This window comes from Roseomonas populi (assembly GCF_024594815.1).
Lineage (GTDB): Bacteria > Pseudomonadota > Alphaproteobacteria > Acetobacterales > Acetobacteraceae > Roseomonas > Roseomonas populi.
In genome coordinates this window covers 460,390-480,694 of record NZ_JANJOU010000001.1, presented here as the reverse complement: position 1 = coordinate 480,694, position 20,305 = coordinate 460,390, and the positions used below count along the sequence as shown (strand labels likewise).

The window sequence follows — 20,305 nt, the reverse complement described above, 5'->3', positions numbered from 1 at the left end:
GCCGCGTCAGCCCAGCTGCGCGTAGGGGAAGGGTGCGACCGGCATCTGCCCGGGCGCCAGGGGCACGGGCGCGCCGGCCGCGCGGTACTCGTGCAGCTTGTTCCGCAGCGTGCGGATGGAAATGCCGAGGATCTCCGCCGCCCGGGTGCGGTTGCCCAGGCAGTGCGTCAGCGTCTCCAGGATCAGGTCGCGCTCCACGTCCTCCATGCGTCGCCCGACCAGGGCCGCGACGCCCACGGCGCGCGCGGGATGCGCCTCGGCCGGTACCGCGGCAGACGAGAGGCGCAGCGCGGGCACGTGCAGTTCCACCGCCTCCGCGCCGATCTCGTCGCCCTCGGCCAGCAGAACGGCGCGATGCACGGTGTTCTCCAACTCCCGCACATTGCCCGGCCAGGCATGGCCGAGAAGCGCGGCGCGGGCTGCGGGGGCAAAGCGGCGCGGCGGCATGCCATTCGCCTCGGCGTAGCGGCGCGCGAAGTGCTCGGCGATGGGCAGGATGTCATCCGGGCGGTCGCGCAAGGCGGGAATGCGAAGCGCGACGACGTTCAGGCGGAAGAACAGGTCCTCGCGGAACCGCCCGGCGGCGACCTCGGCCGCAAGATCGCGATTGGTGGCGGCCAGGATTCGCACGTCCACCTTCACAGGGCCTGCGCCGCCCAGCCGGTCGATCTCCCGCTCCTGCAAGGCGCGCAGGATCTTGGCCTGCAGGCGCGGGTCCATCTCGCCGATCTCGTCAAGCAGCAGCGTGCCGCCATCCGCCTGCTCGAACTTGCCTCGGCGCGCGGCGACGGCACCGGAGAAGGCGCCCTTCTCGTGGCCGAACAACTCGCTCTCCAACAGGGCCTCCGGCAACGCCGCGCAATTCAAAGCGACGAAGGGACCATCGGCGCGGCGAGAGTGGCGGTGGATGTGGCGCGCCAGAACCTCCTTGCCCGTGCCGCTCTCCCCGGTGATCAGCACGCTCGCCTCGGCCCGCGCCACGCCCTCCGCCCGCTTCAGAACGGCCGCCATGGCGGGATCCCGGTGCACGGGCGCGTCCGCCTCGCCGGCGGCGGCCTGGAGCATGGCGGCGATCAGCTCCGCATCCGGTGGAAGCGGCAGGAACTCCTTCGCGCCGGCCTGGATGGCGCGCACGGCGGCCGCGGCATCGGCGTTGCGGCCGCAGGCCACCACCGGGCAGGCGATCCGCTCCGCCTCCAGGCAGGAGACAAGCCAGGCCACGTCGTGCAGCACGTCGCAGAGGATGAGGTCGAAGCCCTCGCCCCGCGCCATGGCGATCCCGGAGGTCACGCCATCCGCCTGCCGCAGCCGCGCCCCGCGCGATACCGCGATGCGCGCCGCCTGGCCCAGCTCCGCCTCCAGGCTGCCGATGATGAGGAGGCGCGTCATCCCGCGCGGTCCGCCTTCACGATCTCGGTCATCGTCACGCCCAGGCGGTTGTCCTCCACCATCACCACCTCGCCGCGTGCGACGAGGCGATTGTTGACGTAGATGTCCACTGCCTCGCCCAGCTTGCGGTCCAGCTCGACCACCGCACCGCGCCCGAGCTTCAACAGCTGGCTTACCTGCAGCGTCGCGCGGCCCAGCACGGCGCTGACCTGCACGGGGATGTCGTACACGGCGTCCAGCCCTTGGATGCCTGGGGCGGGGCGGGATTCGGTGGCCTCGTCGGCGCTCACGGGCTCGAAGCCGTTGCTCATGCGTCGTCCTCCATCGGAAGGTCCAGGGCGGCCAGCGCCTCGCGGATCGCGGCGCGGCGGCGGGAAAGGTCGAGGTCGAGCCCGCCATGGCGCCAGACGATGCGCGCATCGCCCTCGGGCAGGGCCGGATCAGGCTCGATCGGCAGGCCCACGCCGTCGAAGCGGGCGCGGGCGTGCTCCAGCAGGGCGGGCGGCACGCGCAGGGTCGCGCCCGGCGGCGCATCCTCCACCGGGCCCAGGGCGCGCATCAGCGGTTCCAGCAGCGCCGCCGCCTCGCGCGCCGCGGCGCCGGGCAGGGCGGCGTCCACCACCGCCAGCAGCATCCCCGCCAGGGCGGTGGCGTTCTCGTCCGCTGCCGCGCGGGCGGCCTCCCGCGCCTCATCAAGCTGCAGCAGCGCGATGCGGACCGCCTCCTCCGCCATGGCCTCGCGCGAGGCACCCTCGGCAGCGCGGCCTCGTGCCTCGCCCTCGCGCAGCCCGGCGGCGTGGCCCTCGCGGCGCGCGGCATCCAGCATCTCGTCGATAGAGGGGCCGGCGGGTTCGGGGACATCGGGCGGCGGCCTGTCCAGCGCGTCGAGGTCGGGGAGGGCGAGGCCGCGAAGGCCGGTGAGAAGGGGGGACATGTCAGGCGATCATCTGCTCCTGCCCGTCCTCCAGCTGGATCTGGCCGGAGGCGGCAAGGTCCTTCGCCATGGCCACCATCATCGCCTGCGCCTCGTCTACGTCGCGCAGACGCACGGCGCCCAGCGCCGCGATGTCGTCCTTCAGCATCTTCGCGGCACGCTCCGACAGGTTTCCGAAGAACAGGTCCTTCAGCGTCTCGCTCGCGCCCTTCAGGGCCAGCGCCAGCTTGTCCTTGTCCACGCTCCGCAGCAGCAGCTGCACGCCCTGGCCATCCAGGCGGCTCAGGTCGTCGAAGGTGAACATCAGCGCGCGGATGCGCTCCGCGCTCTCGTGGTTGCGCTCCTCCAACGCGGCCATGATACGTCCCTCGGCCGCGCGGTCCAGGTTGTTGAAGATCTCAGCCATCACCTCGTGGCTGTCCTGGCGGCTGGCGCGGGCCAGGTTGCTCATGAACTCCATCTTCAGCGTGCGCTCGACGCCCTCCAGCGCCTCCTTCTGCACGGTCTCCATGCGCAGCATCCGCATCACCACCTCCATCGCGAAGCCTTCGGGCAGGAGGGCCAGCACGCGCGCTGCATGGTCCGGGCGCACCTTGGAGAGCACCACGGCGACGGTCTGCGGGTACTCGTTCTTCAGATAGTTCGCGAGGACGGCCTCGGAGACGTTGCCGAGCTTGTCCCACATGGTCCGCCCGGCCGGGCCGCGGATCTCCTCCATGATCTGCGCCACGCGGTCGGGCGGCAGGGTCTTCAGCAGCATCCGCTCCGTCGTCTCGAAGGAGCCGATGAGCTTGCCGGTCGCGCCGAGACTGTCGCTGAACTCCTTGCACAGCTCCTCCACCACCGCCGCGTCGATCGCGCCCAGCGTCGCCATGGCAGCGGAGACGTCGCGGATCTCGTCCTCGTGCAGGCGGCCGAAGAGGCGCCGCGCCTGCTCTTCTCCGAGCGTGAGCAGAAGAACTGCCGCCTTCTGCGGGCCGGTCAGCCTCATCATTGCGTCTCCTCCGGCGCCAGCCAGCTGCGCACGACCGCCAAGCCCTCGTCGGGATGGGCCTCCATCAGAGCGTTCACCTGGGCGACAGACGAGGCGCGAAGCTGGCCGTGCACGTTCTCCAGGCTCACCATCTCGTCGCCCTCCGGCCCGGGCAGGGCGGCGGCAGCCGCCGAGCCCGCCAGCGCCGCCGCGATCCCGTTGCCCGGCAGGGCCACGCCCTCCGTCCCCGTGCCGGCCAGGGCTGGCTGGGGAACCAGGGTCGCGGTCAGCCGGCGCGTCATCGGCCGCACCACCAGCAGGATCGCCACCAGCGCCACCAGTGCGTAGAGGCCGGACTCCGCCAGCCGCGCCGCCGTGGCAGGGCCTAGGCCAAGGCCGAGTACGCCGGGATCGGCCGGGCTGTCGCCGCCCTCCGGCGCCGCGAAGCGCATGGAGACCACCTCCACCCGGTCGCCGCGCCGCTCGTCGAAGCCAATGGCGCTGCGGACCAGCGTCCCGATCCGCGCCAGCTCCTCTGCACCGCGCTCCCGGAAGGCGGGGGGCGTGCCCTCCCACACCCCATCCACCAGCACGGCGACGGAGAGGCGGCGCGTGACCGGGTGCTCCCGCACGGTGCTCCGCACGGTCTTGCCGATCTCGTAGTTCGTCGTCTCCTCGCTCTTGCTGTCCTGGCTCCCGCCCCCGCCACCCGCATCGGCCCCCGGCAGCTGGTTGGCGACGGAGACGTTGCCGCCCTCCGCGCCCCGCGACTGCTCCTGGCTGCTCTGCACGCTGCGCGGCACCTGGTTCTCGGGATCGAAGCGCTCCTCGGTGGTCTGCACACGGTCGAAATCCATCTCGACCGTCGCCTCCGCCCGCACGCGGCCGACGCCCAGGCTGCGCTCCAACATCTCCTCCAGGCCTCGCGCGATCCGCAGCCCCTCGGCGCGCCGCGTCTCCTCCTGCGTGGCGGCCGCGGCGGGGCCGGAGAGCGCCTGGCCGCCGCGCGCCAGCAGCTCGCCCCGGCTGTCCACGATGGAGACGTTTCGCGGTAGCAGCCCCGGCACGGCGGTGGCGACGAGGTGCAGCACCGCCTGCACGCCGTCCCGGTCCAGGCGCTGCACGCCCTGCATGGTCAGAACCACGCTCGCCTGCGCCTCGGTCGTCTGGCGGGAGAAGGCCTCCCGCCGCGGCAGCACCAGATGGACCCGCGCGGCCCGCACCCCCGCAAGGCCGCGAATGGTGCGGGAGAGCTCGCCCTCCATCGCGCGGAGCCGGTTCACGTCCTGCTGGAAGGGGGTGGTGGTCAGGCTCTCGCCGCGGTCGAAGATCTCCCACCCCACGCTGCCGCCCGTGGGCAGGCCCTCGCGCGCGAGGGAAAGGCGCAGGCGCGGCACCATCTCCTCCGGCACGAGGATGGAGCTGCCGCCCGCGCCCAGCCGGAACGCGACCTTCTGCCGCTCCAGCGAGGCCACCACCGCGCCGGCGTCACGCGGATCCAGTTCCGCGTAGAGAAGGGCCATGCCGGGCTGCCCGGCGCGCATCCCGAACCAGGCCAGCAGCCCGAGCACGGCGAGCGCCGTGGCCGCCATGGCGCCCAGGCGGGCGGGGCCGAAGGCGCGGAGCTGGGCGACGAAGGCGGCCATTCAGCGCCCGTCCCGCATGGCCGACAGCCGTTCCGCATGCCCAGGCCGCTTCTGCATGGAGCCAACCCCCTCGCGCCGGCCTCTTGCCGGCCCGGCAATCCTTGCCGGGTGGGGGTTAACCGGCGGTTACGCGTCAGCCGCCGCCAGTGATGGAGCGAACCTTGTCGAAGCCGTAGGTGGCCGAGCCCATCCGCAGCTTCAGCGTGCCGTCCACCCGTTCCGCTGCCGTCGCGGTGCCGAGCACGGTGAAGGAGGTGGTGGCGACGCCGCCATTCGCGTCCGCCCCCGTCACCGCCACCTTGTAGGCGCCGTCGGGCAGTTTCTTGCCGCTGGAATCCCGGCCGTCCCAGACCCAGTCCTTGCTCTCCGTGCCCAGGGTCAGCTGCGCCTCCCGCAGCGTCTTTCCGTTGCTGTCCAGGATCGCCACGCGGGCCGTGCGCGCGGCCCCGGCGGCGGGCAGGCGCACCGTGGCGCTGCCGTCCTGCAGGGGCAGCAAGTCGCCCTCCACCTCCACCCTCTGGCCGAGCATGGGAGAAGCAGCGGTGAGCTGCGCGGCTTGCTGCAGCGAAACCATGGATTCCAGGTTCTGGTTCATCGCGATCTGCTGCTCCACCGAGGCGAACTGCACGAGCTGCGCGGTCATCTCGTTCGTGTCGAGCGGGTCGGTGGGAGACTGGTTCTTCAGCTGCGTCGTCAGCAACGAGAGGAAATTGTCGAAGCTGCCCGCCAGCTGCGTGCGCGCTGTACCGGAGGCGCCGGCGGCGGCGGTGGTGGACGTCGTCGCGGTGGTGGTGGTCATGCCCAGATCTCCCCTCAGATCGCGATGTCAAGCAGACCGAGGATGGCGCGGCGCTGCGGGCCCGCCTCCTCCGCCGCGGTGCGTTCGGCGGCCCAGCCCCCGCCAGGGCGCCGGCCGCCCCCACCCGTTCCACCGCCGGCGCTCCCGCCGCCAGGGAAGCCGCCGGTGCCCGCACCGGAATCGGAGAGGAGGGAGAAGCTGAGGCTGCGCCCACCCTCCGCGCCGATCCCGGCGCCGCCCAGGGCACGGTCCAGCGCAGCGCCATCGCGGGCCAGCAGGGCGAGGGTTTCCGGCCGCTCCGCGGCCACCTGCACATGCGCGGCCTCGCCCACGCGCTCCACCACCACCTCCACGCGGCCCAGCTCGACGGGGTCGAGGCTGAGGGCAATGCGCCCGTCGGTGCCACCCAGGGCAATGGCGATGGCAACGGGCGCCACCTGCTCGGCCGGGGCGGTGCGCGGCACGAGGCGCGGGGCCTCGGCCGGCGACGGTACGGCCAGCGGTGGCGCGGGGAGCAGCCCGGGCATGACGAAGGAGACCTGCCCGGCGGGCTGCGCCACGACGGCGGGTGCCGCCGCATCGGCCTGCGTTCCAGACCTTGTCTCCGCGGCCATCCCGACGGTCATGCCTGGTGCGGCGGGGGAGGTGGGCGCGGCGAGGGCTGGCGGGGCTTTCGCCGCCTCCGTCGGCGCCGCGACCTCCTTCGGTGCATCCGCCGGCCGTGCATCAGGCCTTGCGGCGGCCTGCGGCCCCGCGGGCTTGGGGCAACCCGGCACCGCAACGTCCCCGGCGCCGCTCGTCGCATGGGTCTCCGGATCATCCGTGGCCTCCCCCGGGAGCGGGGCTGCGGAACGGGCGGCTGGCTGAACCGCGGGAGATACCGCGTTGCCCGGCCTGGTTGGCCTCGTCACGCCGGCCTCGACGGGCGCGCGGTCCGCCACCGGGGTGGGGCCGGGATGCTGGGCAGGCGCGGTCGGCACGGGGATGGCCGGGGCCGGCGGGGTGAGGATGGGAGATGGGAGTGGGGCGGCGTCCTGCGCCGGAGTGGCAGCCATGGCCGGCTCCGTTGGCGCCGGGCCCTCATCGTCCTCCCGTGCAACCGCATCCGGACCTTCGGCTGGCCGGGGGGCGGGCTTCGGGGCCGATGCCCCCGCGGCCGCGCCGGGCAAAGGCAATGCTTCCGCACCCTGTGGCACGGCCGCCGGCATCACCCGGGGCGCTTGCTGGAGAGAGGCGTCGGGCAGGCTGGCTCCGGTCTCCGGCGCGGCACCGGGCGGCAGGGCGGCTGGAGATCCGGCCATCATCGGCGCGGCCAGAACGGGCGCGCCGGGCAGGCTCGTCGCGGGGCGGGCTGCGGCCGGCGCCGCTGGTGCCGCCGCCGCGCCTGTCGCACCGAGTAGCGCCTGCGCGAAGCCGCCGCCTTCCGGCGCGGCCGCGGCGCTGCCGGGCGCGGTGCCGCGCGGCGGGGCGCTCGCCGGCGGGCTGTCCAGCACGTCCATCATCGCTTCCGCTCCCCTGGCCGCCGCGGATCGGGCAAGCCCCGGGCGCGGTGACCGCAAGCCGCCTGCCAGCCCGTGCCGCCCCCGGCACGGCAAGCCCGGCCCGGAGGGCGGCAGGGCTTGCCCACCCCCGGCACGCACCGCCGCCGGAACGCCGGCCCGGGGCTGGCACGGGCGTTGCGCCATGGCCGGCGGGCAGCGGGAAGCAACCGGCGCCCGACATCCCCCACGGAGCCCGGCATGTCGCTCTACGCCTCGATGAACACGGCCATCAGCGGGCTGACCGCGCAGTCGCGCGCGCTCGGCAACGTCGCGGACAATGTGGCGAATAGCCAGACCACCGGCTTCAAGCGCACGGACACGAATTTCGTGTCCTACGTCACGCGCTCCACCGCGCAGGTGAACCAGCCCGGCTCCGTCACCGCGCGGCCGGACTACACCGTCTCCGTGCAGGGCACGGTGCAATCCTCGGACAACCCGCTGGCCATGGCGATCGCAGGGCAAGGCATGTTCGCCGTGGCCAGCGCGACGGGCACAGAAAACGGTGCCACCACCTTCGACTCCCGTACCTTCTACACCCGGGCCGGCGACTTCGGCATGAACACGGACGGCTACCTGGTCAACGGACAGGGCTACTACCTGCAGGGCTGGACGGCGGGGTCCAACGGCGTGCCGGATCGGTCGAGCGTCGGGCCACTGCGGGTGGACCAGTCCGTGTACAATCCGGTGGCGACGAGCAACGTGAACCTCTCCGCCAACCTGCCGGCCGATTCCACCACCACCCCGGCCAATGCCAGCATCCAGATCTACGACAGTCTGGGCCGCCTGCACGCGGTGGACATGACCTGGACGAACACGGGCACCAACACCTGGCAGCTCTCCATGAGCATCCCGGACGATGGATCGGGCGTGACCACGCGCACCATCGACGTGAACTTCGGCACCGCCGCCAGCCCCACCACGGCCGCCGGCACCATCGGCTCCTTCGGCGCGGGCGCGGGGCTGACGGGCAGCACCGCCACGGCGGGCGATCCGGCGACCGTCACCTTCTCCGCCGATTTCGGCCAGGGCGCGCAGAGCATCCAGCTCAACCTCGGCAGTTTCGGCCAGCCCTCCGGAGTCACGCAGTACGCCGGCACGGAGTACACGCTGCGCGACATCTCTCAGGACGGCGTGCCGCAGGGCAGCTTCTCCTCCGTCTCGCTCAGCGACAATGGCGACCTGACCGTGAACTACGACAACGGCCAGAGCCGCACGATCGGCCGCGTGCCCATCGTGACCTTCGCCGACCCGGACAAGCTGCAGAAGGTGGACGGCCAGGCCTATCTCCGCACGACCGAGAGCGGGGAGGCGCGGGTGAACGATGCCGCGTCCAACGGCGGCGGCAAGATCGTCACCTCCTCGCTGGAGAGCTCCAACGTGGACATCGCGTCCGAGTTCTCGAAGCTCATCCTCGCGCAGCGTGCCTATGCGGCGAACACGAAGATCGTCACCGCCTCCGACGAGTTGCTGCAGGACACCATTAACATGCGCCGCTAACCGCGGCGGCCAACATGCGCCGCCCACCCGCGGCAGCCAGCACACGCCGCCCGCCCGCGGTGCCTGATCCCGCAACGGAGGAATGGAGCGGATGAGCCTCGATCTCGCCCTGTCCATCGCGCGCAGCGGCCTGTCGCACGTCAACCGGCAGCTCGCGCAATCGGCCTCCAACGTCGCCAACGTCGCCAACGCCGCCACGCCCGGCTACACCCGCAAGGAGGTGCAGGGCGAGGCGGTGGTGTCCGGCGCCCTCTCATCCGGCGTCCGCAGCGCGGAGGCGACGCGGGCGGTGGACGCGGCGCTCGTCGCGCAGATGAACGCGGCACGCGCCACCACCGATGCCGCCACCGCCCGTGCAACACTTCTGAAGGGGGTGGAGGTGGCGCATGGCGCCACGGGCGAATCCGTGGCCGACCTCACCGCTGCGATCGGAGACGCCTTCACGGCGCTGCGGGGGGATCCCTCGGACACGCTGCTCCAGTCACAGGTCGTGAGCGCCGCCGAGGACTTGGCGGAGCGCTACGGCACCGTCTCCTCCGCCATCCAGGAGGCGCGCCAGGGCGCGCAGGACGCGATGGTGCGGGATGTGGACACGCTGAACGAGGCGCTGCGAAAGGTTTCCGATCTAACGAAGCAGATCATTCCCCTGCGCGCGCAAGGCCAGAGCACGGCGGAACTGGAGGATCAGAGGGACGCGGCCATCGCCACCCTCTCCTCCGTCATGCAGGTCAAGGCCGTGGCCCAGGCGAATGGGGGGGTGGCGCTGATCACGGCAGGCGGCTTGAACCTGCCCCTCTATTCGGAAAATGGCCCCTTCACCGTCGCCAATGCCACGCTCGGCCCGGAGGCCTATTACGGCAGCGGCGGCAGCCTGCCGGGGGTCATGCTCGGCACCACCGATGTCACGTCCCGGCTCGGCAACGGCACGCTAGCGGCCTACGCGTCCCTGCGCGACACGGAGCTGCCCCTCGCACAGGCGGAACTGGACGTCTCCGCCGCCAACCTCGCCGCGCGCTTCGACGCGCAGGGGCTCACGCTTTTCACCGGCAATGCCGGGAGTGTTCCCGATCCCTCCGGTGCCTATGCAACCGGCGGCTGGATCGGCTTCGCCGGCGCGCTCCGGGTCAACCCCGCCGTGACCGCCGATCCCGGCCTGGTGCGGGACGGCACCCGCGCCGTGGCCGCAGGCGCGGGAGGCGCCACGGCATTCACGCCGAACCCCAACTCCGGTCCGGCGGACTTCACGACCCTCATCGACCGGGTGCTGAACAACAGCCTGGGCACGCAGGTCTCGGCCGGGATCGCGCAGCCCGCCTTCGCCAGCACCGGCCTCGGCCCGGGCGGCAACCTCACATCCTCGCTCCGCTCGAACCGCAGCCTCAGCGACCACGCCGCTTCCCTCGTCGCCACCCAGACCTCGGCGCGTGCCGGGGCGGAGGGCGACGCGAAGGCCTCGGGCGACCTCCTCGCCTCGCTGGAGAGCCGCTTCTCGGATCGATCAGGGGTGGACATGGACAAGGAGCTGTCGGCGATGATCGCCCTGCAGACGGCCTACTCGGCGAATGCCCGGCTCATCTCGACCGTGCAAACGATGTACGACACCCTCTTCCAGGCGGTGCGGTGATGGCGGTCACGGGAATCGGATCCGGCGCGCTGGCGCGGCTGGTGCAGCAATCCTCCGTCATCAAGGCGCAGCTCACCACGCTGGCGGCGCAGTCGGCGGATGGGAAGCGCGGCACCTGGTACGGCGATTTCTCCGGCGAGGCCGCGCGCGCCATCAGCCTGCGCGGCGAGATCACCCGGCGCGAGACCCACACCACCGCGATAGACCGCGCGCTCGGCACCACCGCCGCCGCGCAGGACGCCCTGGCGCAGCTCTCCTCCATTGCCGAGAGCTTCCTGGCGGAGGCCGGCAAGGTCACCACGGCGGACAGCACCCGCATCACCGCGCTGGCGAGTGGTGCGCACGACGCGATCCAGCAGGTGGCGGCGCTGCTGAACGAGAGGCAGGCCGGAGGTTACCTGTTCGGCGGCGCCGACACGGCCAACCCGCCGATCCCCGATCCCGCCGGCATCATGAGCACGACGATGGCGACGGGCATCGCCGCTGCCGTGTCCTCCCTCGCGCCCGGGAACGGCGCCGCGGTGCTCTCCGGCACGCTCGCCGCGGCGGCCAGCACGAATCCCGGCGAGACCCCCTTCTCGGACTACGCGCTCGACCCGCTGAAGGGTGGCGCCGAGCCCCGCCCCACCACGCTGACGGGGGATGGCGAAGCGGTGGGCACCGGCCTCTTCGCCAGCCGCAACGCCACCGGCCCCACCACGGGCAGCGAGACGGGCAGCTGGTCCCGGGACCTGCTGCGCGGCCTGATGACGCTCGCCAGCCTCACCGCCGGGCAGGCAGCCGCCGGGGCCGACTTCGATGCGGTGATGACCGGGGTGAAGGCGAGCCTGGAGTCGGCCATGACCGGACTGGGCGAGGAGGCGGGCGCGCTCGGCCTCTCCGAGTCCCGGCTGGAGGCGGCCAGGACGCGCCACGAGGACATGGGCCTAGCCCTGAAATCCCAGCTCTCCGACGTGGAGGAGGTGGACCTGGCCACCACGCTGACGGCGCTGCAGGACACCCAGACCCGTCTCCAGGCCTCATGGCAGGCACTTTCAATGCTTTCCGGCCTCTCCCTCACCAAGTTCCTGTGATGAGGGCGGGATTCAACGGCCGTTAACCGGCCCGGCCCAGGATGGGCCCATACCGCAAGAGGCGGAACGCAACGGGTGGCGGCCGGAGAGACGGCCCCCGCCGGACAGGAAAGGGGCAAGACATGGCCCTGAACTCGGTCAACACGAACATCGGCGCATCCGTCGCGCTGCAGACGCTGAACAAGACGAACGACGCGCTGAACGCGACGCAGAAGCGCATTTCCACCGGCTACCGCGTCTCGGACGCGAAGGACGACGGCGCGGCCTTCGCCGTGGCCCAGAGCGTGCGGGCAGACATCGCCGGCATCACCTCCGCCAACGAGCAGATCGGTGGCGTGCAGGGCGTGCTGGACACCACCCTGTCGGGCCTGAACAAGGTTTCCGACACGATGGGCGACATCAAGACAGTGCTGGTGAAGCTAGCGGACGGCACCCTGTCCGACAGCCAGCGGTCCCAGTACCAGTCGCAGTACGACTCGCTCCGCACCCAGGTGCAGAACTACGTCGCGGACGCCACCTACAACGGGCGCACCCTGCTCAGCACCTCCACCGGCGCGGGCGGCGGCAACATTGCCACCGTGCGGAACGAGAAGGGGACGACCTACACGCTCGCGGCGGTGGACGGCGCGACCCTCACCATCAACGCCGCACCTACCGATGCCGCGGCGGCGGCCTCCATGCTCGGCGCCAGCGGCGACTTCACGACGAAGATGACCGCGGTCAACAGCGCGCTGAACACCTTCGGCAACAACAGCAACTACCTGACCGAGCAGGTCGACTACAACAAGCAGAAGATGGACTCCCTGCAGACCGGGCTGGGGGCGCTGGTCGATGCCGATCTGGCAAAGGAGAGCGCGACCCTCCAGGCGCTCCAGATCAAGCAGCAGCTCGGCACGCAGTCGCTCAGCATCGCCAACCAGGCGCCGCAGAGCCTGATGAGCCTGTTCCGCTGAAGGGCGCGGCGCCGTGAAAGACCCGCGGCGCCCCGTTCCGTCCCCATTCATCGTGCCGGGCGGCAAGCTGCCACCCGGCGGCGATGCGGCGGCCGCGCAAGGCCCGCGCCGCGCATCGCATGCCACGAAGGAACGCGAAGACCGTGTCCACGCTGGTTCTCGAACTTCGCCAGGGCGACCTGATGGTCGTCAACGGCGCCCCTATCCGCTTCCGCAACCGCGCACGCATCGAACTCACCGCGAAGGCCCGCTTCCTCTTCGGCAAGCAGATCCTGCCGCCGGAGGCTGCCGACACCCCGGCCCGCCGCATCTATTTCGCCCTGCAGACCGCCTATATCGGCAACGAGGAGGAGAGGGAGCGCGGGCTGGAGGCCGCGCGCCAGCTCATCGGCGAGTTCCAGGCGGCCACCACCTCCAACCTCGCCTCCGCCATGCTCGACCGCGCGCTGACGGCGGCGGAGGAGGACGACTGCTACACCGCGCTGAAGCTCGCCCGCCGCGTCATGCGGCATGAGGAGGCGGTGCTCGGCATTGCCCCACCCTCGAACGCCCGCCCCGCGCCGGAGGAGATGACGGCATGATGCAGCATCCCAATCCCGCCCTGGCCTATCGCGCCACCCGGGCCGCGATGCCGATCCGCGCGCAGGAGGCGGACGTGTTCCGCCGCGTCAACGGCGCCCTGCGCGCCGCCCAGGGCGAAGGCCGCGGGGGAGGGGAGGTGGGGCTCCGCGCCATCCGCGCCCTGGCGGACAATCGCCGCCTCTGGCTCGCGGTGGAGGGGGTGCTGATCGACCCGACCAACGCGCTGCCCGCGCCCCTGCGCGCCTCCATCGTCTCGGTCGGCCGCACGGTGCTGCGGGAGATGGAGAAGGACGAGCCCGACCTCGCCTTCCTCATCGAGGTGAACGAGAACATGGCCGCCGGCCTGGCCATGAACAACTAGCATGTCCGGCGCCCTTGCCCTCGCCATCCTTGGCGGCAGCACCGCGGGCACCAGCACGGCCGATCCCGCCTCGGCACTGCTTGCCCTGCGCCGTGCCAGCATGAAGGGGGCAGAGGCGAAGGGCGTGACGCAGGTGGCGAAGGAGGCCGAGGTGAAGCTGGCGATCAGCCGCTTCACGGAAGGCATCGCTAAGGCAAAGACGGTGGAGGCCGCGCTGCGGGATCCGCGCGTCACGACGGTGCTGCTGCCGGCGCTCGGCCTGCCGGACGCGGTGGACAGCACGGGCCTCGCCCTGCGCGCGCTGATGTCGGACCCGAGCGACTCCAACTCGGTGGCGTCGAAGCTCGCCTCCACGGATGCGCGCTGGAAGACCGCGGCCGCCACGCTGAACCTCGCCACCAAGGGCCTGGGCGGGTTGCGCGACGCCTCGGTCCAGAAGAGCCTGACGGAGGCCTACACCTCCTACCAGTGGCGCCTTTCCCAGGACGATCAGGCAAGCGGCGTCTCGGATGCCCTCTATTTCCAGCAGCGGGTTTCGACGGGGAAGGAGCTGAGCGCCTACGAGGTGTTGGGCGATGCGGTGCTGCGCCGCGTCGTCACTGGCGCGCTGGGCCTGCCGCAGACTATCGCGATCCAGGAGGTGGAGACCCAGGCCCGGGCCATCACGTCGCGGCTCGATCTCTCGAAGCTCACCGATCCGAAGCAGGCCACGAAGCTGGCCGAACGCTACGTGATGTCAGCCAATTCCGGCATGGCCAGCGGCAGCACATCAAGTCTCCTGGCCCTGTTCGCCTGAATGGCCCAGCCCTCTGGGTTCGGCTCTCAGCCCGCGCGCCAGCCCAGGCGCCGCTCCAGCCAACTCCGATAGGCCAAGGTCGCATCGGCGGCGGGCGCCAGCAGGGCGAAGGCGGCGCCCGCGGCCGTGCCCGTAAGCGGCTGTCCCTCGGTGGGCTGGGCGCGCTCCTCCTCCTGCCATCGGACTGCGGCGCGGCGCCAGGCCGCCACGGCATCGGCCGGCGTCAGGGGCGGCATGACAAGCGCCGCGCGCATCTGCAGACCGGCCGCGGCCGCGAGCACCGCGCGCGTCTCCGGGCTTCGGCCGGGGAGGGGCGGAATCTCCGTCGCTTCGCCCTCTCCGGTGGAGAGGAGGTACCAGGGAACGGCCCCCAGCGATGCCGCCCGGGCCACGGGATCAGCGCCGATGACGATCAGCGCATCGGCATCGCCCGCGGCGAAGGCGGCCTCGGCCGCGCCCGTCACCGGCGCCGCGGGGACGCCCAGCAGGTCCAACGCGGCCAGGGCGGCCGCCTCCGGCGCCTCGGGGGCGGGGATCGCCACGCGCAGCGGCGTGCCGCCCCGGCCGGGCCGGGGCCCGCGCCCGGCCAGCACCGCGCCTTGCCAGCTCGCCATCAGCGGCAGCCAGGCACCCGGCTCGAAGCGCGCCCGGGTGGTGCCGGTCAGCCGCGCGTGGCAGGTCCAGCCGGGCAGGACGAGGAGCCGCGGCCCCTCCGCCCCATCCAGCGTGGCGAAGCGGTTCGCTGCCGTCACGCCGTCCGGCCCACCCACGAAGGAGAGGCGCAGGGGCCCCGGCCGGTGCAGCCCGCGCGCCAGTGCCGCCGCGGCGCGGGCGGCCCAGCGGGCGCAGCCGCCATCCTCCGGCCCGGGCACCAGGATGGTCGTGCTCTCCGCCACCTGGGCCCGCGCAGCGCCCGGCAGCCCCGCCAGCCCGAGCAGCGCCAGCCCGGCCTCGCGCCGGCCGAGCGGGAAGGGGCGGGGATGGGCGGGCAAGGCGCTCATGGTGGCGAAGGCTGGACGGCTCCTGGGGCGGGATTGTGGCACCTTCGGGTCAGCCCTCGTAGGAGATCAGGGCCTCGAAAGCGGTGTCGCCCAGCCGGGCGCGACCATTGAGGGAGGTCAGCTCGATCAACGCGGCCGCCGCCGGCACCTCGGCGCCTGCCTGGCGGAGTAGCGCGATGCTGGCGGCCAGGGTGCCGCCCGTGGCCAGCAGGTCGTCCAGGATCACCACGCGGTCCCCGGGCTTCACCGCGTCGGCCTGCATCTCGATTCGGTCGGTGCCGTACTCCAGCGCGTAGTTCAGCCCGATGATGGCGCCCGGCAGCTTGCCGCGCTTGCGCAGCATCACGAAGCCGAGGCCCAGTTCAAGCGCCAGCGGAGCCGCCACCAGGAAGCCGCGGCTCTCGATTCCCGCGAGCAGGGTGGGGCGGTGCGGGCGCACGGTCTCGGCCAGGCGGCGCATCGCCTCCTTCCAGGCGGGGCCGTGCCGCAGCAGGGTGGAGATGTCGTAGAAAAGGATGCCGGGCTTCGGGAAATCCGGAATGCCGCGGATGTGCTGCTTCAGGTCAACCCCGGCGAGGGGCGCCGCATCGGCGAGGTTGTCGGTCATCACGCAGGGCTCCGTCTCGGGATGGGCCTGCGTCATAGGATGGGGCGGGGCGGCGGATCAAACCGGCCCGGTTCGCCTGCGGGACTTGGCGCGCGGGCCGGTTTGCGGCAGGGAACCCGCATGTCGCGCGTCCCCGTGGCCGTCATCGCCGGAATCCTGGGCTTCCTGCTCTATATCGGGGCGGCGGTGGTCCTGGCCGACCTCGTGCCGCGCCACTGGGCGGCGCAGCTGCTCTACTTCACGGTGGCCGGGGTCCTCTGGGCCTGGCCGGCCAGCCGGCTCATGCTCTGGGCGGCGCGGAAATAGGCACCGCGCCGCCCCTGTTCCCGGCCCGTCAGAAGGTGCGGCTGAGATAGACCATGCCGCGCGCGTCACAGATCTTCTGGCTGCCGAAGCACTCGCTCCGGCTCAGGCTCGTGTCGAAGTAGCCGGCCGTGAGGACGAAGTCCGAGAACTTGTAGGACAACGTCACGTTCCAGTTGCCGAAGTCGGGCGAGCCCCAGCGGGTGTTGTTCTGAATCCACTGATAGCCGCCGCGGGCGGCCAGGGTGAAGTCGTAGGGCAGGCCGATCTCCACGCCGCCCTCGACGTAGTACCCGTTTCCGCTCTCCAGCTGGTAGTTCGGGGACCAGTTGAAGGCGCCGAGAATCTTAACCGGCACGGGCAGGCTCGGGATCTCGTAGGCGGCCTTCACCGCCAGCTCGTAGTACTGCAGGTCGAAGGTGCCCGGCGCGGTGTGCTGGTAGCCCGGGTAGTTGTAGGCGATGGCGCCGAGGTCGAGGCTCACGCCCGCGAAGGTCGTCCGCCAGCCGGCCAGCGCGTCGATCTCCTGCCGGGCATTGGTGCCGAGGAAGGCGACATTGGACGCGAAGGCACCGACGTAGAGGCCAGTCGTGTGCTGGATGTCGATCGTGCCCTGAACGGCGGGGCGGTTCCGGGTCTGGCTGACGCCGCGGAACAGGTAGTCGGACGAGACGGTGGGCGTGATGCCGACGGTCAGCCCGGCGCTCTCGATCTCGAAGGCGCCGGCGGTGCCGGCGGTGAAGGACAGGCCCAGCGCGAGTGTCGCCGCGGCTGCGATCCTGGTCGTCATGGTCTCTTATCCCCCTCACGCGATGGCGTGGCGCCGCGCTGTATTGCGAGGGGCGTGCCAGCCGATATGTGAGATCGCGTAAAATCGGCGGCTGTTCATGAGGCGGTCATGCCGCTGTTGCCGATCCGCCACGATGGGCCGGATCTCCGGGCCGGGTCCGCGGCCCGGAACGGAAAAGCCCCGCATGGCAGGGCCATGCGGGGCTTCGGAGCCGTCGTTGGTCGGAGCGAGAGGATTCGAACCTCCGGCCCCTGCGTCCCGAACACAGTGCTCTACCAGGCTGAGCTACGCTCCGTCACGACAGCGTCCGGGCGGCGGCGTATAGCGCCCCACCAGGAGGACGGCAAGGGCACCTCGCCCGGTCTTTTCGCGGGGACTTTTCGCGGGCGCAGCTTGCGGGCTGCGGCAGGCGCACGGGAAACTGGTCGGCAGGCCTTGAAAAATCGCATCCAGCGCACAACCCGCGCCTTGTGATCGGATGGGCGGCGGACGTAGTTACGTCTCCATGACAGACGCATCTCGGCTGCGAGTCGTCGGCGGCGCCACGGTCCTGGCCGGCGCCCTGGCGGCCGGGGCCTTCTACGGGACAAGGGACCGTGCGGCGGCTCCCACGACCCGTCCGGTTGCCTCGGCCCCGCGGGCTGCGGAGGCGCCGCGGCGCGATGCCTCTGCGCAGGACCGGCCCGTGGAGACGCGGCAGGCGGTGTCTCAGGCCGGGGCCGCCACCCCGTCCTCTCCGGCGCCGGAAGCCCGACCCGCACGCAGCGCGGAGCCGCCGCGCTTCGACGTGGTGCGGATGGGTGCCCGCGGGATGGTCGTGGTGGCCGGCCGCGCCGCCCCGGGCGCGGAAGTGCTGCTCCTCGAAGGCGGCCGCGAGATCGGCCGGGCCCGGGCCGATGCGCGCGGCGAGTGGGTGATCCTGCCTTCCGAGCCGCTGGGCGCCGGAGCGCGGGAGCTTTCCCTGCGGGCACGCCTGCCCGGGGGCGACGAGGTGGCAGGACCGGACTCGGTCGTGGTCGTCGGGCCCGCGCCCGCGGAGCCGCAGGTTGCCGCGGCCGAGCCAGGCGAGGAGAGATTGGCGCCGCGACCCGCCGGGCGGCAGCCCGAGGCCACCAGGCCGCGCGAGGAAACCCGCGTGGCCGAAGCCGCGCCGCAGCGCTCCGCCGGCGCCCCGCAGGGTAGGGCCGCGACCGGCACGGCCGAGGACCGGCCTGAACCTCCCAAGACCCAACCCACCGGGACCACGTCTGCCGACGTGGCGCCCGCCAAGGCCGAACAGACCCTGGTCCTTCTGCTTCCCCCCACCGCGGAGGCGGCCCCGCGCCAACTTGCCGGGCCCGCCAGGGCAGCGCCCAACACCCCGCTGGGGCTGGACGTGGTCGATTACGACGACAGCAACACCATGCGCTTCGCCGGCACCGCCCCGCCGGGCGCCCGGCTGCGTGTCTACGCGGACAACCGGCATCTCGGCGATACCAGCGCCGACCCCGAAGGCCGCTGGAGCCTGACACCCGCCGAGACGCCCCAGATTGGCCGCCACACCCTGCGGGTGGACCAGCTCGGCACCACGGCGGCCGAGGGCGCCGCCCCCGTGGCGGGCCGCATCGAGGTGGCCTTCCAGCGCGAATCCCTGCCTCCGGGCCTGGTGCGGGACGGGAAGGTGGTGGTGCAGCCCGGGCACAACCTCTGGCGCATCGCGCGAGACGCCTATGGCCGCGGCGTCCGCTACACCGTGATCTACCGCGCCAATCAGGCACAGATCCGCCACCCAGCCCGCATCTACCCCGGCCAGGTCTTCGCCGTGCCGGAGGCGCGCTGACGCGAAGGGGAACGGGTTGTCCGGCGGGGGGCGAGCAACCATAACCGGTCCTTCATATTCCTCTGGATTGCCATGTCTCTCGGGCACAGCCTGCGCCTCGTCCTCTCCCCCCCGCATCCGGCGGGCCGGCCGTTCCTGATCGGTGGCGCCGCGGTAGCGGTGCTGGGCGGGGCCATTCTGGGAAGCTGGCTCTTCTGGCTGGGGGCGGCCTTCACCGCTTTCTGCCTCTACTTCTTCCGGGATCCGGAGCGCGTGACGCCCGCACGCCCCGGCCTCTTCATCGCGCCGGCGGACGGCCACATCGTCTCGGTCGAACCCGCCGTTCCGCCGGAGGAGCTGGGCCTCGGCCCCGCCCCGCGCTGGCGGGTGGCGATCTTCCTCTCGGTCCTGGACGTGCACGTGAACCGCGTGCCGATCGACGGCACGGTGACGCGCGTGGCCTACCGCCACGGCGCCTTCGTGAACGCCTCGCTCGACAAGGCGAGCACGGACAACGAGCGCAATGCCCTCGCCATCCGCATGGAGGATGGGCGCGACATCGCGGTCGTGCAGATCGCCGGCCTCATCGCCCGCCGCATCCTCTGCGACGTGCGGGAGGGCAGCCGCGTGCGCGCCGGCGACCGCTTCGGCATCATCCGCTTCGGCAGCCGCACGGACCTCTACCTGCCGGAGGGCGTGCGCCCTCTCGTCGAAGTGGGCCAGACCACCATCGGCGGCGAGACGGTCCTGGCCGACCTTGCCCGCCCCACGGGCGGCTGAGACCAGGCATGGCCGAGATCCGCCGCTTCCGCCTGGCGCGCCAGCGCCGCCCGCGCCTGCCCGGGCTGTCCTTCAACCGGCTGTTGCCGAACATCCTCACGATGCTCGGCCTCTGCGCGGGGATGACGGCGATCCGCTTCGCCATGGACGACCGGTGGGAGCCGGCGGTGACGCTGATCGTCGTCGCCACCTTCATCGACGGCCTGGACGGCCGCCTCGCCCGCCTCCTCCAGGCCACCTCCCGCTTCGGGGCGGAGTTCGACAGCCTTTCGGACTTCCTCTGCTTCGGCGTCGCGCCCGCCTTCATCCTCTATCTCTGGACGCTCCATGAGGCGCGGGGCTTCGGCTTCATCCCCTGCCTCCTCTTCGCCGCCTGCATGGCGCTGCGCCTGGCCCGCTTCAACGCAGCCATCGACGCGCCCGTGGCGCCCGGATCCGTCCCGCGCCCCGCCGGCTTCTTCACCGGCGTTCCCGCGCCGGCCGGCGCCGGGCTGGCCCTCTTCCCCATCTTTGCCTCCCTCGCCTTCGAGGGCTGGGGGCTGGACGGGACGGCGCACGCCCTTCGCCACCCCGTGTTCTCCGCGGTGGTGCTGGTGGCGGTGGCGGGGCTGCTGGTCAGCACCCTGCCCACCTGGTCGTTCAAGAACTTCAAGGTGCCGAGCCAGGTGGTGCTGCCGCTGCTGCTCGGCGCCGCCTCCTATGCCGCGCTGCTGGTGGCGGAGCCCTGGGCCGCGCTGGCCGCGGCGGGCATCCTCTACGGCATCATGATCCCGCTCTCGCTGCGCTCCTACCGCCGCCTGCGGGCAGAGGCGGCGCGGCGGCTGGCAGAGGTCGAGGCGCCCGCCACCTGATCCGTGG

General features: G+C 72.3%; 21 protein-coding genes and 1 tRNA gene. 11 read left to right on the top strand and 11 right to left on the bottom strand.

Going from position 1 to position 20,305, the window contains the following annotated elements; genetic code table 11:
• Positions 1-6: 6 nt before the first annotated feature.
• The 7 genes from NRP21_RS02405 to NRP21_RS02375 all read right to left on the bottom strand — a co-directional run bounded on the left by NRP21_RS02405 (position 7) and on the right by NRP21_RS02375 (position 7,243).
• The gene (locus NRP21_RS02405; protein ID WP_257714559.1) at positions 7-1,389 is read right to left on the bottom strand and encodes a sigma-54 interaction domain-containing protein; all 1,383 of its coding nucleotides are present in this window, start codon (positions 1,387-1,389) and stop codon (positions 7-9) included.
• On the bottom strand, positions 1,386-1,700 hold the full coding sequence (fliN, locus tag NRP21_RS02400; protein WP_257714558.1) for a flagellar motor switch protein FliN: 315 nt from the start codon (positions 1,698-1,700) through the stop codon (positions 1,386-1,388). Before fliN ends, NRP21_RS02405 begins: the two co-directional genes overlap by 4 nt.
• Entirely contained in the window at positions 1,697-2,323 is a 627-nt protein-coding gene (locus NRP21_RS02395) for a FliH/SctL family protein (protein ID WP_257714557.1), read from the bottom strand. The genes fliN and NRP21_RS02395 overlap by 4 nt, the downstream gene beginning before the upstream one ends.
• 1 nt (position 2,324) lies before the next feature.
• On the bottom strand, positions 2,325-3,317 hold the full coding sequence (gene fliG, locus NRP21_RS02390; protein WP_257714556.1) for a flagellar motor switch protein FliG: 993 nt from the start codon (positions 3,315-3,317) through the stop codon (positions 2,325-2,327).
• Positions 3,314-4,942 (bottom strand): flagellar basal-body MS-ring/collar protein FliF, encoded by a 1,629-nt coding sequence (gene fliF, locus NRP21_RS02385; RefSeq protein WP_257714555.1) that lies wholly within the window; start codon positions 4,940-4,942, stop codon positions 3,314-3,316. The genes fliG and fliF overlap by 4 nt, the downstream gene beginning before the upstream one ends.
• Positions 4,943-5,075: 133 nt before the next feature.
• Positions 5,076-5,741, bottom strand: a complete 666-nt coding sequence (locus NRP21_RS02380; RefSeq protein WP_257714554.1) for a flagellar hook assembly protein FlgD — start codon at positions 5,739-5,741, stop codon at positions 5,076-5,078.
• Between the two features lie 14 nt (positions 5,742-5,755).
• Positions 5,756-7,243: a flagellar hook-length control protein FliK gene (locus tag NRP21_RS02375; RefSeq protein ID WP_257714553.1), complete on the bottom strand. Its 1,488-nt coding sequence runs from the start codon at positions 7,241-7,243 to the stop codon at positions 5,756-5,758.
• Between the two features lie 237 nt (positions 7,244-7,480).
• Here NRP21_RS02375 and flgE point away from each other — a divergent pair, with 237 nt between their 5' ends.
• The 7 genes from flgE (at position 7,481) to NRP21_RS02340 (ending at position 14,168) form a co-directional block, all read left to right on the top strand.
• Positions 7,481-8,779, top strand: coding sequence for a flagellar hook protein FlgE (gene flgE / locus NRP21_RS02370; RefSeq protein ID WP_257714552.1), 1,299 nt, complete (start codon positions 7,481-7,483; stop codon positions 8,777-8,779).
• 91 nt (positions 8,780-8,870) lie between these two features.
• Positions 8,871-10,403 (top strand): flagellar hook-associated protein FlgK, encoded by a 1,533-nt coding sequence (locus tag NRP21_RS02365; protein WP_257714551.1) that lies wholly within the window; start codon positions 8,871-8,873, stop codon positions 10,401-10,403.
• Positions 10,403-11,476 carry a flagellin gene (locus tag NRP21_RS02360; RefSeq protein WP_257714550.1) on the top strand — a complete coding sequence of 358 codons (1,074 nt, stop codon included), beginning with the start codon at positions 10,403-10,405 and terminating at the stop codon, positions 11,474-11,476. The genes NRP21_RS02365 and NRP21_RS02360 overlap by 1 nt, the downstream gene beginning before the upstream one ends.
• Before the next feature lie 122 nt (positions 11,477-11,598).
• Complete coding sequence (locus tag NRP21_RS02355; protein ID WP_257714549.1) at positions 11,599-12,429, top strand: flagellin; 831 nt, start codon at positions 11,599-11,601, stop codon at positions 12,427-12,429.
• A 143-nt stretch (positions 12,430-12,572) separates the two neighbouring features.
• The gene (locus NRP21_RS02350) at positions 12,573-13,010 is read left to right on the top strand and encodes a flagellar biosynthesis repressor FlbT (protein ID WP_257714548.1); all 438 of its coding nucleotides are present in this window, start codon (positions 12,573-12,575) and stop codon (positions 13,008-13,010) included.
• Positions 13,007-13,372, top strand: a complete 366-nt coding sequence (locus NRP21_RS02345; protein ID WP_257714547.1) for a flagellar biosynthesis regulator FlaF — start codon at positions 13,007-13,009, stop codon at positions 13,370-13,372. The genes NRP21_RS02350 and NRP21_RS02345 overlap by 4 nt, the downstream gene beginning before the upstream one ends.
• 1 nt (position 13,373) lies before the next feature.
• Positions 13,374-14,168 (top strand): DUF1217 domain-containing protein, encoded by a 795-nt coding sequence (locus tag NRP21_RS02340; RefSeq protein WP_257714546.1) that lies wholly within the window; start codon positions 13,374-13,376, stop codon positions 14,166-14,168.
• Between the two features lie 26 nt (positions 14,169-14,194).
• Here NRP21_RS02340 and NRP21_RS02335 read toward each other — a convergent pair whose 3' ends face one another.
• Both NRP21_RS02335 and NRP21_RS02330 read right to left on the bottom strand, forming a co-directional pair.
• Positions 14,195-15,169: a hypothetical protein gene (locus NRP21_RS02335; RefSeq protein ID WP_257714545.1), complete on the bottom strand. Its 975-nt coding sequence runs from the start codon at positions 15,167-15,169 to the stop codon at positions 14,195-14,197.
• 49 nt (positions 15,170-15,218) lie between these two features.
• On the bottom strand, positions 15,219-15,776 hold the full coding sequence (locus NRP21_RS02330; protein WP_257714544.1) for an adenine phosphoribosyltransferase: 558 nt from the start codon (positions 15,774-15,776) through the stop codon (positions 15,219-15,221).
• Positions 15,777-15,896: 120 nt separating this feature from the next.
• Between NRP21_RS02330 and NRP21_RS02325 the strand changes: the two genes are divergently transcribed.
• Positions 15,897-16,082, top strand: coding sequence for a DUF2842 domain-containing protein (locus NRP21_RS02325; protein WP_257714543.1), 186 nt, complete (start codon positions 15,897-15,899; stop codon positions 16,080-16,082).
• 28 nt (positions 16,083-16,110) lie between these two features.
• Here NRP21_RS02325 and NRP21_RS02320 read toward each other — a convergent pair whose 3' ends face one another.
• Both NRP21_RS02320 and NRP21_RS02315 read right to left on the bottom strand, forming a co-directional pair.
• Positions 16,111-16,869 (bottom strand): TorF family putative porin, encoded by a 759-nt coding sequence (locus NRP21_RS02320; protein WP_257714542.1) that lies wholly within the window; start codon positions 16,867-16,869, stop codon positions 16,111-16,113.
• Positions 16,870-17,087: 218 nt separating this feature from the next.
• A tRNA-Pro gene (locus tag NRP21_RS02315) sits at positions 17,088-17,164 on the bottom strand.
• A gap of 210 nt (positions 17,165-17,374) precedes the next feature.
• Between NRP21_RS02315 and NRP21_RS02310 the strand changes: the two genes are divergently transcribed.
• From NRP21_RS02310 to NRP21_RS02300, 3 genes are all read left to right on the top strand, one after another.
• Positions 17,375-18,688, top strand: a complete 1,314-nt coding sequence (locus NRP21_RS02310) for a LysM peptidoglycan-binding domain-containing protein (protein WP_257714541.1) — start codon at positions 17,375-17,377, stop codon at positions 18,686-18,688.
• 72 nt (positions 18,689-18,760) lie between these two features.
• A complete protein-coding gene (locus NRP21_RS02305; RefSeq protein ID WP_257714540.1) occupies positions 18,761-19,447 on the top strand; it encodes a phosphatidylserine decarboxylase in 687 nt (228 codons plus the stop codon).
• Between the two features lie 8 nt (positions 19,448-19,455).
• Positions 19,456-20,298 (top strand): CDP-alcohol phosphatidyltransferase family protein, encoded by an 843-nt coding sequence (locus NRP21_RS02300; protein WP_257714539.1) that lies wholly within the window; start codon positions 19,456-19,458, stop codon positions 20,296-20,298.
• Positions 20,299-20,305 lie beyond the last annotated feature (7 nt).

Bases quoted from the DNA above. Each gene is read 5' to 3' on its own strand.
- NRP21_RS02405 (WP_257714559.1), bottom strand. From the start codon at position 1,389: ATGACGCGCCTCCTCATCATCGGCAGCCTGGAGGCGGAGCTGGGCCAG.
- fliN (WP_257714558.1), bottom strand. From the start codon at position 1,700: ATGAGCAACGGCTTCGAGCCCGTGAGCGCCGACGAGGCCACCGAATCC.
- NRP21_RS02395 (WP_257714557.1), bottom strand. From the start codon at position 2,323: ATGTCCCCCCTTCTCACCGGCCTTCGCGGCCTCGCCCTCCCCGACCTC.
- fliG (WP_257714556.1), bottom strand. From the start codon at position 3,317: ATGATGAGGCTGACCGGCCCGCAGAAGGCGGCAGTTCTTCTGCTCACG.
- fliF (WP_257714555.1), bottom strand. From the start codon at position 4,942: ATGGCCGCCTTCGTCGCCCAGCTCCGCGCCTTCGGCCCCGCCCGCCTG.
- NRP21_RS02380 (WP_257714554.1), bottom strand. From the start codon at position 5,741: ATGACCACCACCACCGCGACGACGTCCACCACCGCCGCCGCCGGCGCC.
- NRP21_RS02375 (WP_257714553.1), bottom strand. From the start codon at position 7,243: ATGATGGACGTGCTGGACAGCCCGCCGGCGAGCGCCCCGCCGCGCGGC.
- flgE (WP_257714552.1), top strand. From the start codon at position 7,481: ATGTCGCTCTACGCCTCGATGAACACGGCCATCAGCGGGCTGACCGCG.
- NRP21_RS02365 (WP_257714551.1), top strand. From the start codon at position 8,871: ATGAGCCTCGATCTCGCCCTGTCCATCGCGCGCAGCGGCCTGTCGCAC.
- NRP21_RS02360 (WP_257714550.1), top strand. From the start codon at position 10,403: ATGGCGGTCACGGGAATCGGATCCGGCGCGCTGGCGCGGCTGGTGCAG.
- NRP21_RS02355 (WP_257714549.1), top strand. From the start codon at position 11,599: ATGGCCCTGAACTCGGTCAACACGAACATCGGCGCATCCGTCGCGCTG.
- NRP21_RS02345 (WP_257714547.1), top strand. From the start codon at position 13,007: ATGATGCAGCATCCCAATCCCGCCCTGGCCTATCGCGCCACCCGGGCC.
- NRP21_RS02340 (WP_257714546.1), top strand. From the start codon at position 13,374: ATGTCCGGCGCCCTTGCCCTCGCCATCCTTGGCGGCAGCACCGCGGGC.
- NRP21_RS02335 (WP_257714545.1), bottom strand. From the start codon at position 15,169: ATGAGCGCCTTGCCCGCCCATCCCCGCCCCTTCCCGCTCGGCCGGCGC.
- NRP21_RS02330 (WP_257714544.1), bottom strand. From the start codon at position 15,776: ATGACCGACAACCTCGCCGATGCGGCGCCCCTCGCCGGGGTTGACCTG.
- NRP21_RS02325 (WP_257714543.1), top strand. From the start codon at position 15,897: ATGTCGCGCGTCCCCGTGGCCGTCATCGCCGGAATCCTGGGCTTCCTG.
- NRP21_RS02320 (WP_257714542.1), bottom strand. From the start codon at position 16,869: ATGACGACCAGGATCGCAGCCGCGGCGACACTCGCGCTGGGCCTGTCC.
- NRP21_RS02310 (WP_257714541.1), top strand. From the start codon at position 17,375: ATGACAGACGCATCTCGGCTGCGAGTCGTCGGCGGCGCCACGGTCCTG.
- NRP21_RS02305 (WP_257714540.1), top strand. From the start codon at position 18,761: ATGTCTCTCGGGCACAGCCTGCGCCTCGTCCTCTCCCCCCCGCATCCG.
- NRP21_RS02300 (WP_257714539.1), top strand. From the start codon at position 19,456: ATGGCCGAGATCCGCCGCTTCCGCCTGGCGCGCCAGCGCCGCCCGCGC.